The sequence below is a fragment of the Nonomuraea sp. NPDC003707 genome (assembly GCF_053587055.1).
On the sequence record NZ_JBSFNK010000004.1, the window covers coordinates 173380 to 187163 of the forward strand.

Annotated in this window: 13 protein-coding genes; 7 read left to right on the forward strand and 6 right to left on the reverse strand. The window is 70.4% G+C overall.

Annotated elements, in window-relative coordinates; all coding sequences use genetic code 11:
- Positions 1 to 68: 68 nt before the first annotated feature.
- Together ACWDRB_RS11585 and ACWDRB_RS11590 are read right to left on the reverse strand one after the other, a co-directional pair.
- Positions 69 to 1013, reverse strand: a complete 945-nt coding sequence (locus tag ACWDRB_RS11585; protein WP_449893013.1) for a hypothetical protein — start codon at positions 1011 to 1013, stop codon at positions 69 to 71.
- Between the two features lie 125 nt (positions 1014 to 1138).
- Positions 1139 to 1783: a TetR/AcrR family transcriptional regulator gene (locus ACWDRB_RS11590; RefSeq protein ID WP_449893015.1), complete on the reverse strand. Its 645-nt coding sequence runs from the start codon at positions 1781 to 1783 to the stop codon at positions 1139 to 1141.
- Between the two features lie 59 nt (positions 1784 to 1842).
- Here ACWDRB_RS11590 and ACWDRB_RS11595 point away from each other — a divergent pair, with 59 nt between their 5' ends.
- Entirely contained in the window at positions 1843 to 3249 is a 1407-nt protein-coding gene (locus tag ACWDRB_RS11595; RefSeq protein WP_449893018.1) for an MFS transporter, read from the forward strand.
- Between the two features lie 45 nt (positions 3250 to 3294).
- On the opposite strand, the gene ACWDRB_RS11600 is transcribed toward ACWDRB_RS11595, so the two are convergent.
- Entirely contained in the window at positions 3295 to 3762 is a 468-nt protein-coding gene (locus ACWDRB_RS11600) for a PPOX class F420-dependent oxidoreductase (RefSeq protein ID WP_350726078.1), read from the reverse strand.
- 142 nt (positions 3763 to 3904) lie between these two features.
- Between ACWDRB_RS11600 and asnB the strand changes: the two genes are divergently transcribed.
- Positions 3905 to 5749 (forward strand): asparagine synthase (glutamine-hydrolyzing), encoded by a 1845-nt coding sequence (gene asnB / locus ACWDRB_RS11605; RefSeq protein ID WP_449893020.1) that lies wholly within the window; start codon positions 3905 to 3907, stop codon positions 5747 to 5749.
- An 81-nt stretch (positions 5750 to 5830) separates the two neighbouring features.
- Here asnB and ACWDRB_RS11610 read toward each other — a convergent pair whose 3' ends face one another.
- Complete coding sequence (locus ACWDRB_RS11610) at positions 5831 to 6703, reverse strand: hypothetical protein (RefSeq protein WP_449893022.1); 873 nt, start codon at positions 6701 to 6703, stop codon at positions 5831 to 5833.
- Positions 6704 to 6900: 197 nt separating this feature from the next.
- Between ACWDRB_RS11610 and ACWDRB_RS11615 the strand changes: the two genes are divergently transcribed.
- The 5 genes from ACWDRB_RS11615 to ACWDRB_RS11635 all read left to right on the forward strand — a co-directional run bounded on the left by ACWDRB_RS11615 (position 6901) and on the right by ACWDRB_RS11635 (position 11775).
- On the forward strand, positions 6901 to 7605 hold the full coding sequence (locus ACWDRB_RS11615; RefSeq protein ID WP_449893024.1) for a ThuA domain-containing protein: 705 nt from the start codon (positions 6901 to 6903) through the stop codon (positions 7603 to 7605).
- A complete protein-coding gene (locus ACWDRB_RS11620; RefSeq protein WP_449893027.1) occupies positions 7590 to 8666 on the forward strand; it encodes a Gfo/Idh/MocA family protein in 1077 nt (358 codons plus the stop codon). The genes ACWDRB_RS11615 and ACWDRB_RS11620 overlap by 16 nt, the downstream gene beginning before the upstream one ends.
- Before the next feature lie 35 nt (positions 8667 to 8701).
- The gene (locus tag ACWDRB_RS11625) at positions 8702 to 10072 is read left to right on the forward strand and encodes a cytochrome ubiquinol oxidase subunit I (protein ID WP_364261538.1); all 1371 of its coding nucleotides are present in this window, start codon (positions 8702 to 8704) and stop codon (positions 10070 to 10072) included.
- A gap of 45 nt (positions 10073 to 10117) precedes the next feature.
- Positions 10118 to 11101 carry a cytochrome d ubiquinol oxidase subunit II gene (gene cydB / locus ACWDRB_RS11630; RefSeq protein ID WP_449893030.1) on the forward strand — a complete coding sequence of 328 codons (984 nt, stop codon included), beginning with the start codon at positions 10118 to 10120 and terminating at the stop codon, positions 11099 to 11101.
- Positions 11102 to 11193: 92 nt separating this feature from the next.
- Entirely contained in the window at positions 11194 to 11775 is a 582-nt protein-coding gene (locus tag ACWDRB_RS11635; RefSeq protein ID WP_449893032.1) for a TIGR03086 family metal-binding protein, read from the forward strand.
- Positions 11776 to 11789: 14 nt separating this feature from the next.
- Here the strand turns inward: ACWDRB_RS11635 and ACWDRB_RS11640 are convergent, their stop codons facing one another.
- Positions 11790 to 12989, reverse strand: a complete 1200-nt coding sequence (locus tag ACWDRB_RS11640; RefSeq protein WP_449893034.1) for an FAD-dependent monooxygenase — start codon at positions 12987 to 12989, stop codon at positions 11790 to 11792.
- 108 nt (positions 12990 to 13097) lie between these two features.
- Positions 13098 to 13604 carry an N-acetyltransferase family protein gene (locus tag ACWDRB_RS11645; protein WP_449893036.1) on the reverse strand — a complete coding sequence of 169 codons (507 nt, stop codon included), beginning with the start codon at positions 13602 to 13604 and terminating at the stop codon, positions 13098 to 13100.
- Positions 13605 to 13784: the final 180 nt, after the last annotated feature.

Genomic DNA, 13784 nt, shown 5'->3' on the forward strand with positions numbered 1-13784 from the left:
CGGCGTCGTGGTCACCTGCTCGGTGCGGTGCTCTTTCGCCTGCTTGTCGAGCTCGAAGTCGAGGTGGTCTACCTGGTGGTGGCGCGGGAGGTCCCGGCCGCCTTGCGCGTGGTGCTTCTCGTGGTGCCGGTGCTCTTGGCGGTGGTGCTCTTGGCGGTGGTGCGGCCGGTCGACGACTTGGCGGCGGTGCCTCTCGTGGTGCTCTTGGTGGTGCCGGTCGCGCCGCTGGTCGTGGCGGCCCTGCGCCGCGTGGTGGTGCCGGTCGTGCCGCCGGTCGTGGTGGCCCTGCGCCTTGTGGTGGTGCCGGTCGTCGTGGCCGGCTTGGCGGCGGTGCCTCTGGTCGTGCTCCGGGTGGTGCCGCCGGTGGCGGCGGTCGTGCCGCCGGTCGTGGTGGCCCTGCGCCTCGTGGTCGTGCCGGCGGTCGTGGTCCCGGTCGTGCCGCCGGTGGTGGCGGCCCTGCGCCTCGTGGTCGTGCCGGTCGTCGTGGTCCCGGCCGTGCCGCGCCGGGTGGCGGTCGTGGCGCGCTTGGTCGTCCCGGTCGTGGCCCGCCTGCTCGGGGTCGTGGTCTCCCGGGCCGCGGGCTCCCTGGTCGGTGTGGTGGTCGCGCGCTGCCTCCCGAACGCGGCCCGCGGCAGTCCCCTCCGGGCGAGGATCGTCCCGGCGCCGATGGCGGCCGCGACGGGCCATTCGAGCACCCCGACCGCGGCGAGCGCGCCGAGCGCGCCGTAATAGGCCATGCGTTCGGGCGGAGGGAGGAACGTCCGGGCGACGTCGACGTAGTGACCGAGCTCCTGCTTGCTGACACGTGGCATCGGGATGTTCGGCATCTGCATCCGTGGCATCTGCATCCGCGGCATGCGTGGCATCTCGATGTGTGGCATTTCTATGTGTGGCATCCGCATTTCGGGCTGCCGGACCTGGATGCCGAGCATCGGCAGGTCCAGGCTGAACCGCTTGGTGCCATTCCCGTCGGGTCCGGCGGTCGTGCGCCCTCGCGGCTGGGTGACGGCCATGATCCCTCCTAGCAGGACGCGAATTCCTTATATGTCCCTATCCACGGCGTGGGTCCTCTAATTCCGGACGAGAGATATTTGGGGATTTTTGCTGTCCTTTATCCGTTCCTTGGCTAAAGCCCAGGTCAGGACGAGGATGATCGTGCGCCCGCGAATCCCTCGACGACGCGGCGGACCTTGCCCACGGCCTCGTGGTCGCCGAGGCGCAGCGCGGTGTTCGCCGCCATGAGCACCGCGTCGATCTGGAAGGCCGCGAGCTCGGCGTCCAGGTCGGCGATCTCGCCGGCGGCCACGGCGCCGCGCAGCTCGCCGGCGATGAGCGCGAGCCAGTCGCGGTGGTGGCCGACGAGCGCGTCGCGCACCGGCCCCGGCCGGCTGTCGAAGTCGGGGAGGTTCGCCGCCCAGAAGCAGCCGCCCGTGAACAGGGGAGTCTCGGCGTAGGAGATCCAGCGCTCGGTGAGCGCGCGCAGCCGGGCCACGCCGTGCGGCACGTCCGAAACCGGCCGGATGACGGCGTCGCGGAACGCCTCGCGCGCCGAGGCGACGGTGGCGAGCTGCAGCTTCTCCTTCGTTCCGAAGAGCGTGGCGACCCCGCTCTTGCTGAGCCCGAGGTCGGTGGCCAGCCGGCCGATGCTGAGCCCGTTGAGCCCTTCCAGCGACGCGACGTCCACGGCGTGGCGCGTGATCGTCTGCCTGGCCCGCGCGCCGCGCAGGAGGCGCTGGTCGGAGATCCCGGCCGTCGCGGGGGCGGGTTGCTCTAGCTCGCTCATGAGCCCTCATCATGTCACTTGCCATTAAGTACGAACGATCGTACGTTTTCTTCGTGACTATGACAACAACGCCTCGCACCGTGGCCGCCACGCCATGGGGCGCCGTGTCGATCGTGCTGGTCGGCGCGTTCATGGCGCTTCTGGACTCGTACATCGTCATCGTCGCGGGACCGGCGATCCAGGCCGACCTGGGTGCCTCCGGCGGCGAGCTGCAGTGGATCCTGGTCGGCTACCAGCTCACCTACGCGGTGTTCCTCGTCACCGGTGGCCGGCTCGGCGACCTGTACGGCCGCAAGCGGACCTTCGTCGCCGGCATGGCCCTGTTCACGCTGGCGTCCGTCGCGTGCGCGCTCGCCCCGGCCGCGCTCACCCTCATCGCGGCCCGTCTCGTGCAGGGCCTGGGGGCCGCGCTGATGCTCCCGCAGGTCTACGCGGTCATCACCGTGCTGGTCCCGGAGCAGGGCAGGCACCGCGCGTACGGGGTGCTCGGAGCCGTCATGGGGCTCGCCACCGTCGGCGGCCAGCTCGTCGGCGGCCTGCTGATCGGCGCCGACCTGCTCGGCTCCGGCTGGCGCCCCGTGTTCTGGATCAACGTCCCGATCGGCCTCGTCGCGATCCTGTTCGCGGCCAGGCTCCTGCCGGAGTCGCGGGCGCCGCTCGCGCGCCGGCTCGACCTGCCGGGGGTCGTCGTGCTCAGCGTCGCGCTGTTCCTCCTGGCCTTCCCGCTCATCCAGGGCCGGCAGGCGGGATGGCCCTGGTGGACCTGGGCCTGCCTGGCCGCGGCCGTCCCTGCTTTCGCCCTCTTCGTCCTCGTCGAGCGCAGGACCGCCACTCCGCTGGTGCGGATCTCCCTGTTCCGGGCGCGGTCGTTCGCCGTCGGCATCCCTCTCGTCCTGACGATCTACGCGCTGCTCTCGTCGTACTACCTCGTGCTGTCGATCTCCCTGCAGGACGGGCTCGGCATGCCGGCCCTCGGGGCGGGGCTGGTCTATGCTCCGGCCGCCCTCACCTTCTTCGTCTTCAGCATGGTCGCCGGCCGGCTCGTGCCCAGGTACGGCCGTCGCGTCCTGGAGTTCGGGGCCGTCGTGCTCGCCATCGGGTACGCGGTCACGGCGGCCGTGCTGATCGGCGGCCTGCCGTTCACGCCGGCGGTCGTCATCCCGACGCTCATGCTGCAGAGCGTCGGGGGAGGGCTGCTCATCACGCCGTCGCTCAACGCGGTGCTGGCCCGGACCGACCCCGCCGACGTGGGCATGGCCTCCGGCGTGCTGTCCACTGCCCAGCAGGTCGGCAACGCGCTCGGCGTCGCGCTCATCGGAGTCGTGTTCTTCCACGCCTTCGACCCCGCCACCGGAGACCGGGCCACCGCGGCGGCCCACGGCCTGGGGATGTCCTCGGTGTTCACCTTCGCCGTCGCGAGCGTGGCGGCGGTCCTGGTGTACCTGCTGCCCGCCCGGAAGGATTGACCGGCGTGCTTCAGGAGGGCCCCCGCGACCACGGCCGGCCGGGTGTCACTCCGATATCAGGCGGGCGGGGAAGCCGCCGGTCGCGATGGGGCCCCAGCGGTCGATGTGGACGCGGATCAGCGACTTGTCCTGGCGCCGCATGGCGGCCCGGTACTCGTCCCAGTCGGGGTGCTCGCCGGCGATGCACCGGTAGTACTCGACCAGGGCTTCGAGGGCGTCGGGCATGTCCAGCACCTCGGCGTGCCCGTCGACCTGGACGTACGGGCCGTTCCAGTCGTCGGACAGCACGCAGATGGACACCCGCTCGTCGCGGCGGGCGTTGCGGGCCTTGACCCGGTCGGGATAGGTGGAGACCACGATCCGGCCGTCCTCGTCGACCCCGCAGCTGACGGGTGACAGCTGCGGCCGGCCGTCCTTGCGGGTGGTCGAGAGCAGGCCGTGGTGCCTGGGGCGGAGGAACTCCAGCAGCTCGGGCAGGTCGACGTGGCGTGCGGTGGCGATGTTCGGAGCCATCTCATGTGCCTTTCGGTCATACGAAAACGCTTCGATCCTTTCATCCGAAGCGGCGGCCGCCGGGCCGGAGGTGTTCCCCGGCGTGATAACCCGCCCGGGCGGGGCATCAGGGAGGCGTCGGGGCAATCGGGAGGAGTCGGGCATGTGCGGCATCTGCGGCTGGGTTGACTTCGAGCGGGACCTGATGGGCGAGAGGGCCACCGCGCAGGCCATGACGGACACGATGGCCTGCCGCGGCCCCGACGACCAAGGGCTCTGGATGGCGCCGCACGCCGCCATCGGCCACCGGAGGCTGGCCATCATCGACCTCCCCGGCGGCCGGCAGCCCATGGTCGCCGACGAGGACGGGCGGGAGCCGGCCGTCCTCACGTACAGCGGAGAGGTGTACAACTACCGCGAGCTGCGCGAGGAGCTGGCCGCCCGCGGGCACCGCTTCCGCACCCAGAGCGACACCGAGGTCGTCCTGCGCGCCTACGTCGAGTGGGGCGAGGACCTGGCCGCCCGCCTGAACGGCATGTACGCCTTCGCCGTCTGGGACGCCGAGCGCGAGGAGCTGCTGCTGGTCCGCGACCGTATGGGGATCAAGCCGCTGTACTACTACCCGACCGCCCACGGCGTGCTGTTCGGCTCGGAGCCCAAGGCGATCCTCGCCAACCCGCTCGCCCACCGGGTGATCGACGCCGACGGGCTCCGCGAGCTGGTGGCGTACGTCAAGACGCCGGAGCACGGGATCTTCAAAGGCATGTACGAGGTGCGCCCCGGCCAGCTCATCCGGGTGAGCCGCGATGGGTGCAACAAGCGCCGCTACTGGCAGCTGGAGTCCCACGAGCACCAGGACGACGTCGACTCCACCGTCAAGACGGTGCGCGACCTGCTGGAGGACATCGTCCACCGCCAGCTCATCAGCGACGTGCCGCTGTGCGCGCTGCTGTCGGGCGGCCTCGACTCCAGCACGATCACCGCGCTCGCGGCCAAGGGCCTGGCGGAGCAGGATCTGGGGAGGGTCCGCTCGTTCGCCGTGGACTTCGCCGGCTACACCGAGCACTTCAAGCCCGACGCGACCCGTTCGACGCCCGACGCGCCGTACGTCCACGAGGTGGCCGAGCACATCGCCGCCGAGCACACCGACATCGTGCTCGACTCGCGGGAGCTGATGAACCCGGCCGTGCGGGCCGCCGTACTGCGCGCCCGGGACCTGCCGATCGGCATCGGCGACATGGACAGCTCGCTCTACCTGCTGTTCGAGGCGATCAGGGGACACTCCACGGTGGCGCTGTCCGGGGAGTCGGCCGACGAGGTGTTCGGCGGCTACCGGTGGTTCCACGACCCCGCGGCGGTGGCGGCCGACACCTTCCCGTGGTTCATCGGCGGCCTCACCGACCGCCTGGGGGTGGAGCAGCTGTTCAAGGAGGACCTGGAGCGCACGCTCGACGTCACCGGCTACCAGGACACGAGCTACCGCCAGGCCATGGCCGAGGTGCCCGAGCTGCCCGGCGAGACGGGGCACGAGCGGCGCATGCGCGAGATCAGCTATCTGCACCTCACCCGGTTCGTACAGATCCTGCTCGACCGCAAGGACCGGATGAGCATGGCCGTCGGGCTGGAGGTCCGGGTGCCGTTCTGCGACCACAGGCTGGTGGAGTACGTCTTCAACGCCCCCTGGGCGATGAAGACCTTCGACGGGCGGGAGAAGAGCCTGCTGCGCGCGGCCGCCGCGGACCTGCTGCCGGAGTCGGTGCTCCAGCGCGTCAAGAGCCCCTACCCGGCCACCCAGGACCCCGCCTACGAACAGGCCCTGCGCGAGGAGGCCCGCGCCCTGCTCGAGCGTGACACGCCCTGCGCCCAGCTGCTCGACCTGGACAAGGCGCGTGCGCTCGTCGACCGCCCCGTGGGCGACTCCAGCTCCCTTGCGGCCCGCGCCTCGCTGGAGCGGCTGCTGCAGCTCGATGCGTGGCTCAGGGAGTACCGGGTCCATCTCGCGCTCTGACCGCTGGCCGAGACGCGGCACGCCGTTCGACGCCTGAGTGAGAGGGGAGCCGCTCGGGACGAAGACGGCGCTACCTGCCGATCAGGAGGTCGGCGTGGGCGTCGGGGTCGGGGTCTCGGAGACCGATGACGTCGGATCGGGGGTCGGGGTCTCGGTGGGCGTTACCGTCGGAGTGTCGGTCGGTGTCTCGGTCGGCGTCGTGGTCGGCGTCGGGCACGCCGTCGGGGTCTGCCACGCAGGCGTGCCTGGCCACCACTGCCATGCCTGCTTCCAGCCCTTGTACGACCAGATCCGCTTGGTGGGCCGCGACAGGTCGTAGACGGTGGCGGCCGTGGCGGTGGCTGTGGACGTGGCTGTGGCTGTGGACGTGGCGGTGGCTGTGGCTGTGGGCGTGGACGTCTGGTCGGCACCGATCGCGGTCACCGACACCCAGTCGTCCTGCTTGACCGCGCTGTTGCCGCGGCGTCCGGCGACGGTGTGCGTGTTGTCGTCGATCGCGTACGTGCGCTCGAAGCCGTCCTGGCTGCGCACGGTGATCGAGTCCTCCGCGACGGCGGTCGCCTGCCCGGTCTGGGCGAACAGGGTCACGGTGCCGCAGCCGTCCTTCGTCGCCACCGCGAACTCGCCGTGCATGGTTCCGACGAACGCCGACGGGTTGATCGGCGCTATGTCAGGAGGTTCCGTGGTGGGCGTATCCGTGGGTGTTTCGGTCGGCGGGTCGGTCGGTGTTTCGGTCGGTGTCGTGGTCGGTGTCTCCGTGGGCGTCTCGCTGATCGTCGGCGTGGGGGTCGGCGTGCCCGTCGGCGTCGTTCCCGACGCCGCCGAGGCGACTCCGATCCCGCCCGTCGTCGCCAGCACGACGGCGGCGGCGACGATCAGCGGTCGTGGGACGCGCCTGCGCGGCCCGTCCGTTTCGCATGACAGTTCCTCGTGTGGTTGGTCAGTCGGTGGCACCTTGTCCTCCACATCGGGTTTGTCCGATTAGAACCCCCACGGACTAAGCCACGTGTAAGCCGGCGCCGGGGGATCCGCCCGCACAGCGCTGCCCGCATCCGTTGCCTTCATGCGCCAGATGGTGGACACCTCTTCAGATAGTTAGGTGTGAAATGCGAATATCAGAGTCGTTTGTCCCTTAAGTGATAGGCGGGAGCATGGCAGACGAACACGGCAGGAAGGCGCTGGTGGTGCGCGGCGGCTGGGAGGGTCACGCCCCGGTCGAGGCCACCGAGCTCTTCGTGCCCTTCCTCGAGAAGCAGGGGTTCGAGGTGCATCGGGCGGAGTCTCCTGCGCCGTACGCGGACTCCGCGTTCATGTCCGGCATCGACCTCATCGTGCAGTGCTACACGATGGGCACGATCGAGAGGGAGGAGCTGAGCGGGCTGGAGGCCGCGATCCGCGCGGGCACCGGGATGGCCGGCTGGCACGGCGGCATCGCCGACTCCTACCGCAACTCCTCCGACTACCTGCATCTCATCGGCGGGCAGTTCGCCTGCCATCCCGGCAAGGACCCGGCCGAGCGGGAAGGCTCGCAGGCCGACAACTTCGTGCCGTACACCGTCAACATGCTGCCCGAGGCGGCCACGCACCCCATCACCGAGGGCATCGCCGACTTCGACCTCGTCACCGAGCAGTACTGGGTCCTGGCCGACGACTACATCGACGTGCTGGCGACGACGACGCAGCAGGTCCGCCCGTGGGATCCCTGGCACCGGGAGGTCACCTCGCCGGCGATCTGGACCCGCCGGTGGGGGAACGGGAAGATCTTCGTCACCACCCCCGGGCACAGCCTCGACGTCCTGCAGAACGACAGCGTGCGCACCATCATCGAAAGGGGAATGTTGTGGGCCAGCCGGTGAACGTCGGCGTCGTGGGGTGCGGGGCGATCTCGGCCCAGTACTTCCAGACCATCGACCGGTTGCCGCAGCTGCGGCTGGTGGCCGTGGCCGATCTGGATCTCGACCGGGCCCGGGAGGCGGTGCGCCCCTATGAGGGGGTCGACGTGCTGAGCGTGGCGGAGCTGCTGGCGGACCCGCGCGTGGACGTCGTGCTCAACCTCACCATCCCCGCCGCCCACGCCGAGGTCGCGCTGCAGGCCATAGCGGCCGGCAAGGACGTCTACGGCGAGAAGCCCCTTGCCGCGACGGCCGCGGACGCCACGCGCGTGCTGGAGGCGGCCGCAGCCGCTCAGGTACGCGTGGGGTGCGCGCCCGACACGGTGCTGGGCACGGGCACGCAGACCGCGCGCAAGGCGATCGACGACGGCCTGATCGGCAGGCCGATCGCGGCGACCGCGACGATGATGACGCCCGGTCACGAACGCTGGCATCCGAACCCCGACTTCTACTACGTCCCCGGCGGCGGCCCGCTCCTGGACATGGGGCCGTACTACATCACCAGCCTGGTGACGCTGCTCGGACCGGTGGCGCGCGTCATCGGCGCGGCCAGCCGTACGCGTGCCAAGCGCACCATCGGCTCGGGCCCCCGCCAGGGCGAGGAGATCCCGGTCACGGTCGACACCCACGTCACCGGGGTGCTGGTGCACGCCTCGGGCGCGCTGTCCACGCTGGTGATGAGCTTCGACGGGGCGGCGACCAAGGCGCCCAACATTGAGGTGCACGGTGAGCAGGGCTCGCTCGTCGTACCCGACCCGAACCGCTTCGACGGCCAGGTCCTGATCTCGGGCAAGGACGGCTGGCAGGAGCTTCCGGAGTCGGCCGGCTACGCCGGGGCCGGGCGCGGCGTGGGGCTGCTCGACTTCGCGGCGGACCAGGAGCTCCGCGCGGGCGGCTCGCTGGCCTTCCACGTGCTCGACGTCATGGAGTCGCTGCTGGCCGCGGCGGGCTCGGGTACGGCGGTGACCATCACGAGCACTTGCGAACGTCCTCGTCCCGTGGCCCTCCATTCGAGCGTGTCGTAACCGGGAGCGCTCGATCGGGCACTTACCGTTAGAACATGGACACCGTGGATCTCGCGCGCTGGCAGTTCGGGATCGTCACGGTGTACCACTTCCTGTTCGTGCCGCTCACCATCGGGCTGTCGGTGCTGGTGGCGATCCTGAACACGGCCTGGGTGCGCACCGGCAACCCGGCCTACCTGCGCGCCACCAAGTTCTGGGGCACGCTCTTCCTGATCAACTTCGCGATGGGCGTGGTGACGGGGATCGTGCAGGAGTTCCAGTTCGGAATGAACTGGAGCTCCTACTCCAGGTTCGTCGGTGACGTCTTCGGCGCCCCGCTCGCGCTGGAGGCGCTGCTGGCGTTCTTCCTGGAGTCGACGTTCCTGGGGCTGTGGATGTTCGGCTGGGACCGGCTGCCCAAACTGGTGCATCTCGCGTGCATCTGGACGGTCGCGATCGGCAGCATGGTGTCCGCCTACTTCATCCTGGCCGCCAACTCGTTCATGCAGTGGCCGGTGGGCTTCACCGTCCACCGTCGGGCGGAGCTGGCCGACTTCGGGGCCGTGCTGACCAACAAGGTCCTGCTGGCCACCTTCCCGCACACCATCCTGGGCTGCTGGCTGGCCGGCGGGGTGATCCTCATGGCCGTCTCCGCCTGGCACCTGGCCAGGAAGCGGGACGCCGACGTCTTCCGCCCGTCCCTCCGGCTCGGCGCGGTCGCGGTGCTCGTGGGCGCCGTCGGCACCCTCGGCTCCGGCGACGTCCTCGGCAAGATCATGACGCAGACGCAGCCGATGAAGATGGCCGCCGCCGAGGCACTCTACGAAACCCGGCAGCCGGCGCCGTTCTCCCTGTTCACCATCGGGACGCTCGACGGCACGAGGCCGATCTTCGCGCTGGAGATCCCGGGCCTGCTGTCCCAGCTGGCCACCGGCTCGTTCGACGGCAAGGTGCACGGCGTCAACGACCTCCAGCGGGAGTACCAGCGCAGGTTCGGCCCGGGGGACTACCGTCCCTACATCCCGCTCGCCTACTGGTCCTTCCGGCTGATGATCGGCTTCGGCATGCTCGCGGGGCTGGTGGCGCTCGTCCTGCTCTGGTTGACCCGCGGCGGACGCGTACGCGGCAAGGGCTGGATCTGGCGGGCCGCCGTGTGGTCCGTCGTGCTGCCCTTCCTCGCGCACAGCTTCGGCTGGATCTTCACCGAGACGGCCAGGCAGCCGTGGATCGTCTTCACCCAGATGAAGACCGTTCACGGCGTCTCGCCCAGCGTCGGGGTGGGCACCGTGCTCACCTCGCTGATCGTCTTCACCCTCCTGTACGGCGTGCTGGCCGTGGTGGAGGCCGGTCTCATGATCAAGTACGGCCGGATGGCCCCGCCGTCCGGCGACAGCACCGAGCCAGGCGAGCCGTCGCCCGCCTACTAGTCGCCCGCCTACCAGTCGCCCGCCTACCAGGGGAGAGATCGCGGCATGGAGCTCACCGACGTCTGGTTCGTGGCGATCGCCGTGCTCTGGCTCGGCTATTTCGTTCTGGAGGGGTTCGACTTCGGCGTCGGCATGCTGCTGCCCGTCGTCGCCAGGAACGACGCGGAACGCCACGCGATGATCGAGACGATCGGCCCCGTCTGGGACGGCAACGAGGTGTGGCTGATCACCGCGGGAGCGGCCACGTTCGCCGCCTTCCCCGAGTGGTACGCCTCGCTGTTCAGCGCGTTCTACCTGCCGCTGCTGGTGATCCTGGTGGCGCTGATCGTGCGCGGGGTGGCCTTCGAGTACCGGGGCAAGCGCGACTCCCTGATCTGGCGGCGGCGGTGGGACGCCGGCATCGTGGCGGGCTCGTTCGTGCCGGCGCTGCTGTGGGGCGTCGCCTTCGCGAACATCGTGCGGGGCCTGCGGCTCGACTCCCGCCACGAGTACGTGGGCACGGTGGCGGACCTGCTCAACCCGTACGCGCTGTTCGGCGGGCTGACGACGCTGGCGCTGTTCGCCACGCACGGGGCCATGTTCCTGGCGCTGAAGAGCACCGGGGAGATCAGCCGGCGCGCGGTCGCGGTGGCGGTGCGAACGGGCGTCGTCGCGGCGGTGCTCGCGGTGGTCTTCCTGGCCTGGACGCAGCTCCAGGGCGGGAGCCCCGCCACGGTCGTCCTGGCGGTCCTGGCCGTCGTCGCCTTCGCGTCCTCGCTGGTCGCCGTGGGCCGGGGCCGCCAGGGCTGGGCGTTCCTGCTGTCGGCGGTCGCCATCGGCCTGACCGTGATCAGCCTGTTCACGGTCCTCTATCCCGACGTCCTGCCCTCGACGATCAACCCGGCCTACAGCCTGACCGCCCGCAACGCGGCCGCGACCCCGAAGACGCTCGGCCTCATGACCTGGGTCGCGGTGATCTTCCTGCCGCTGGTGCTGCTGTACCAGGGCTGGACGTACTGGGTCTTCCGCCACCGGATCGGCGTCGGCTGACTTCCATCACCTGGCGGCGACCTGCGCTTGATCATCGCACGCGGCCTCGCCACGGATATCATCATCGGAGCCGGGGAGGAGAAGGAGCCCTCATGAGCGAGATCGCCGACCGCTATCGGACCCGAGCCGACATCTTCGCGGCCAAGATCGCCGCAGTCGCTCCCGGCCAGTGGTCCAACCCGTCCCCCTGCGCGGAATGGACCGCCAGAGACGTCGTCGGCCACATCGTCGACATGCACGCCGCGATGCTCAGCCCGCTCGGCAGGTCGCTCAGCCCCGCGCCGCCCGTCGAGGAAGACCCGGCCGCCGCCTTCGCCTCCGCGCGTGCGGACGTCGAGCCGCTGCTCACCGACCCGGCCGCCGCCGCGCGGGAGATCGACACCCCCGGCGGGCGCATGTCCGTCGAGCGGCACATCGACCAGGTCGTCAGCGCCGACATGGTGCTCCACGGCTGGGACCTCGCCCGCGCGACCGGCCAGGACGACGCGATCGACCCGGCCGAGATCGAGGGGATGTGGCCCGCCGTCCAGCGGATCCCCGAGGAGATGCGCATCCCCGGCGCCTTCGGCCCGGGCGTCGTCGTCTTCGGCCCCGAGGTCGCGGTGCCCGGCGACGCTCCGCTCCAGCATCGCGTCCTCGGTCTGCTCGGCCGCGACCCCCACTGGTCCGCCTGACCAGAGCCCCGCGATCACCTCGCGGGCGCGTCCGGGGTGCGCGTGGCCTTCGAGCCCAGCCAGGACACGAGCCTGGTCGCCGACTCGGTCACCTGGCTGATCACGTAGAACAGCTTCGGCGGCACGTGCGGGAGCAGCGCGGAGTGCCGGTGGCCGAGCAGCGTGAACATCTGCCCCGGCGGCAGGTCGATGTAGCGCGGCAGGTTCTCGTACCACTGGGCGCTGCGGTGGGCACTCTTCTGGGTGCCCTGGATCGCGGTTCTGCGGTCGCGCTCGTAGCGGGCGAGGGCGGCCGGCAGCGTCGCCTCCTCGTACAGCGCGTTGACCAGGCCGGCGGCGTCCCCGAGCGCGAGGGCGGTGCCCGCGCCGATGGAGTAGTGCGTGGTGTGCGCGGCGTCCCCGAGCAGGACGACGTTGTCGCGGTGCCACGTGCGGCAGGTCAGGGTGCGGAAGTTCAGCCAGTGCGAGCTGCCGTCGGGGTGCGCCCGGCCGATCAGCGGGTGCCCGTCCAGGATCTCGGAGAAGAGCTTCTCCAGGACGGCCAGGCTGTCGGCCTCGTCGGCCTCGTGGAACCCGAGCCCGCGCCAGGTCGCGGGGGAGCACTCGACGACGCAGGTGCTGTGCGTCTGGCTGAATCCGTAGCCGTAGCACCAGATCCAGCCGTGCGGGGTCTCCGTGAAGGCGAAGGCGAAGTCCTCGAAGATCCGGGTGGTGCCGAGCCAGGTGTAGAAGTTGTTCCCGACCGCGAACTCGGGGCCGAAGTGGTCGGCGTAGCGCTGCCGCAGCGTGCTCTTGACGCCGTCGCCGGCGACGATGAGCGCGGCCTCGGGCAGCTCGTGCTCGCCGGTGATCTCGCGCTCGAACTCGACGCGTACGCCGAGCGCGCGGGCCCGTTCGACGAGGATGTCGAGCAGGAGGTGCCGGCCGATGCCGTAGCCCTCGTCCCCGTGATCCACCCTCACCGTCGCGCGGTCGCGGATGTGCGCGACCCAGCTGTCCCAGTGGACCGAGTTCGCGCGGATGGCGCTCGCGGACTCGGGGTCGGCGGCGAGCAGGTAGCCGAGCAGCTCGTCCCAGTAGGTCACGCCCCAGCCGTACGTCGATCCGGCCGGGTTTCGCTCGTAGACGGTGATGTCGTGGGACGGGTCCACCCGCTTCATCAGGATGGAGAAGTACAGATTGGCGGGTCCGCCACCGACGCAGGCGACCTTCACAAGAGCCCCCGAATTACCCAAGGTAACCTATTTGTCGCTAAGAGTAACAGGACTCGGTCGGTTGCCTGGGAGCGGGGGCGTTCCGGAGGACAGGACGAGCGCGTCCGCTCAGAGGATCAGCTCGTACTCGATCTGCTCGATCGGGTTGCCGTCGCCGAAGTCGTGGCCGCGGACCCCGCCGGACTCCGTGAAGCCGCTCTTGGCGTAGAAACGGCGGGACTGGGGCGTGCCACGCAGCGTCCACAGATGGATCCGCCCGAAGCCCTCCTCGCGGATCCTGTCCAGGGACGTGGTCATCAGGGCACCCGCGATGCCGGTGCCCCAGCCGTCGGGGTGGCCGTAGAAGCCGAAGATCTCCGCCGACTCCGGGTGCGCCGGCGAGGTGCCGAAGTAGGAGAACGCCAGCGGTCGCCCGTCCAGCGCGGCCAGCAGGATGGTGTCCTTGTCCTCGGCGAGCACGCCGTGCCATTTGCCGCGCCGGTGGCTCACCGCCTCGTCGAAGAACTCCGTTGGGAAGAACCCGGCATAGGCGGCCTTCCAGGACTCGGCGTGGATCTCGCCCACCGCGTCCCCGTCGCCGGGAGCTGCCGGGAACACGTTGATTGCTCCGTTCATGGGAAAACGCTATCGCCGCGTGCGACCCTGCGGATGGCGGCGGTGAGCCCGTCCACGTGGGGCAGGCCGATGTCGATCACCGCCACGTCGGGGCGGTGCTGGTCGGCAGCAGAACCCCTGATGAGCAAGGCCGAAAGCGACACGATGCCCGGCTATTCGGACAAGCCGGCCGGTCACCGC

Bases quoted from the DNA above. Each gene is read 5' to 3' on its own strand.
- ACWDRB_RS11585 (WP_449893013.1), bottom strand. From the start codon at position 1,013: ATGGCCGTCACCCAGCCGCGAGGGCGCACGACCGCCGGACCCGACGGG.
- ACWDRB_RS11590 (WP_449893015.1), bottom strand. From the start codon at position 1,783: ATGAGCGAGCTAGAGCAACCCGCCCCCGCGACGGCCGGGATCTCCGAC.
- ACWDRB_RS11595 (WP_449893018.1), top strand. From the start codon at position 1,843: ATGACAACAACGCCTCGCACCGTGGCCGCCACGCCATGGGGCGCCGTG.
- ACWDRB_RS11600 (WP_350726078.1), bottom strand. From the start codon at position 3,762: ATGGCTCCGAACATCGCCACCGCACGCCACGTCGACCTGCCCGAGCTG.
- asnB (WP_449893020.1), top strand. From the start codon at position 3,905: ATGTGCGGCATCTGCGGCTGGGTTGACTTCGAGCGGGACCTGATGGGC.
- ACWDRB_RS11615 (WP_449893024.1), top strand. From the start codon at position 6,901: ATGGCAGACGAACACGGCAGGAAGGCGCTGGTGGTGCGCGGCGGCTGG.
- ACWDRB_RS11625 (WP_364261538.1), top strand. From the start codon at position 8,702: ATGGACACCGTGGATCTCGCGCGCTGGCAGTTCGGGATCGTCACGGTG.
- cydB (WP_449893030.1), top strand. From the start codon at position 10,118: ATGGAGCTCACCGACGTCTGGTTCGTGGCGATCGCCGTGCTCTGGCTC.
- ACWDRB_RS11635 (WP_449893032.1), top strand. From the start codon at position 11,194: ATGAGCGAGATCGCCGACCGCTATCGGACCCGAGCCGACATCTTCGCG.
- ACWDRB_RS11645 (WP_449893036.1), bottom strand. From the start codon at position 13,604: ATGAACGGAGCAATCAACGTGTTCCCGGCAGCTCCCGGCGACGGGGAC.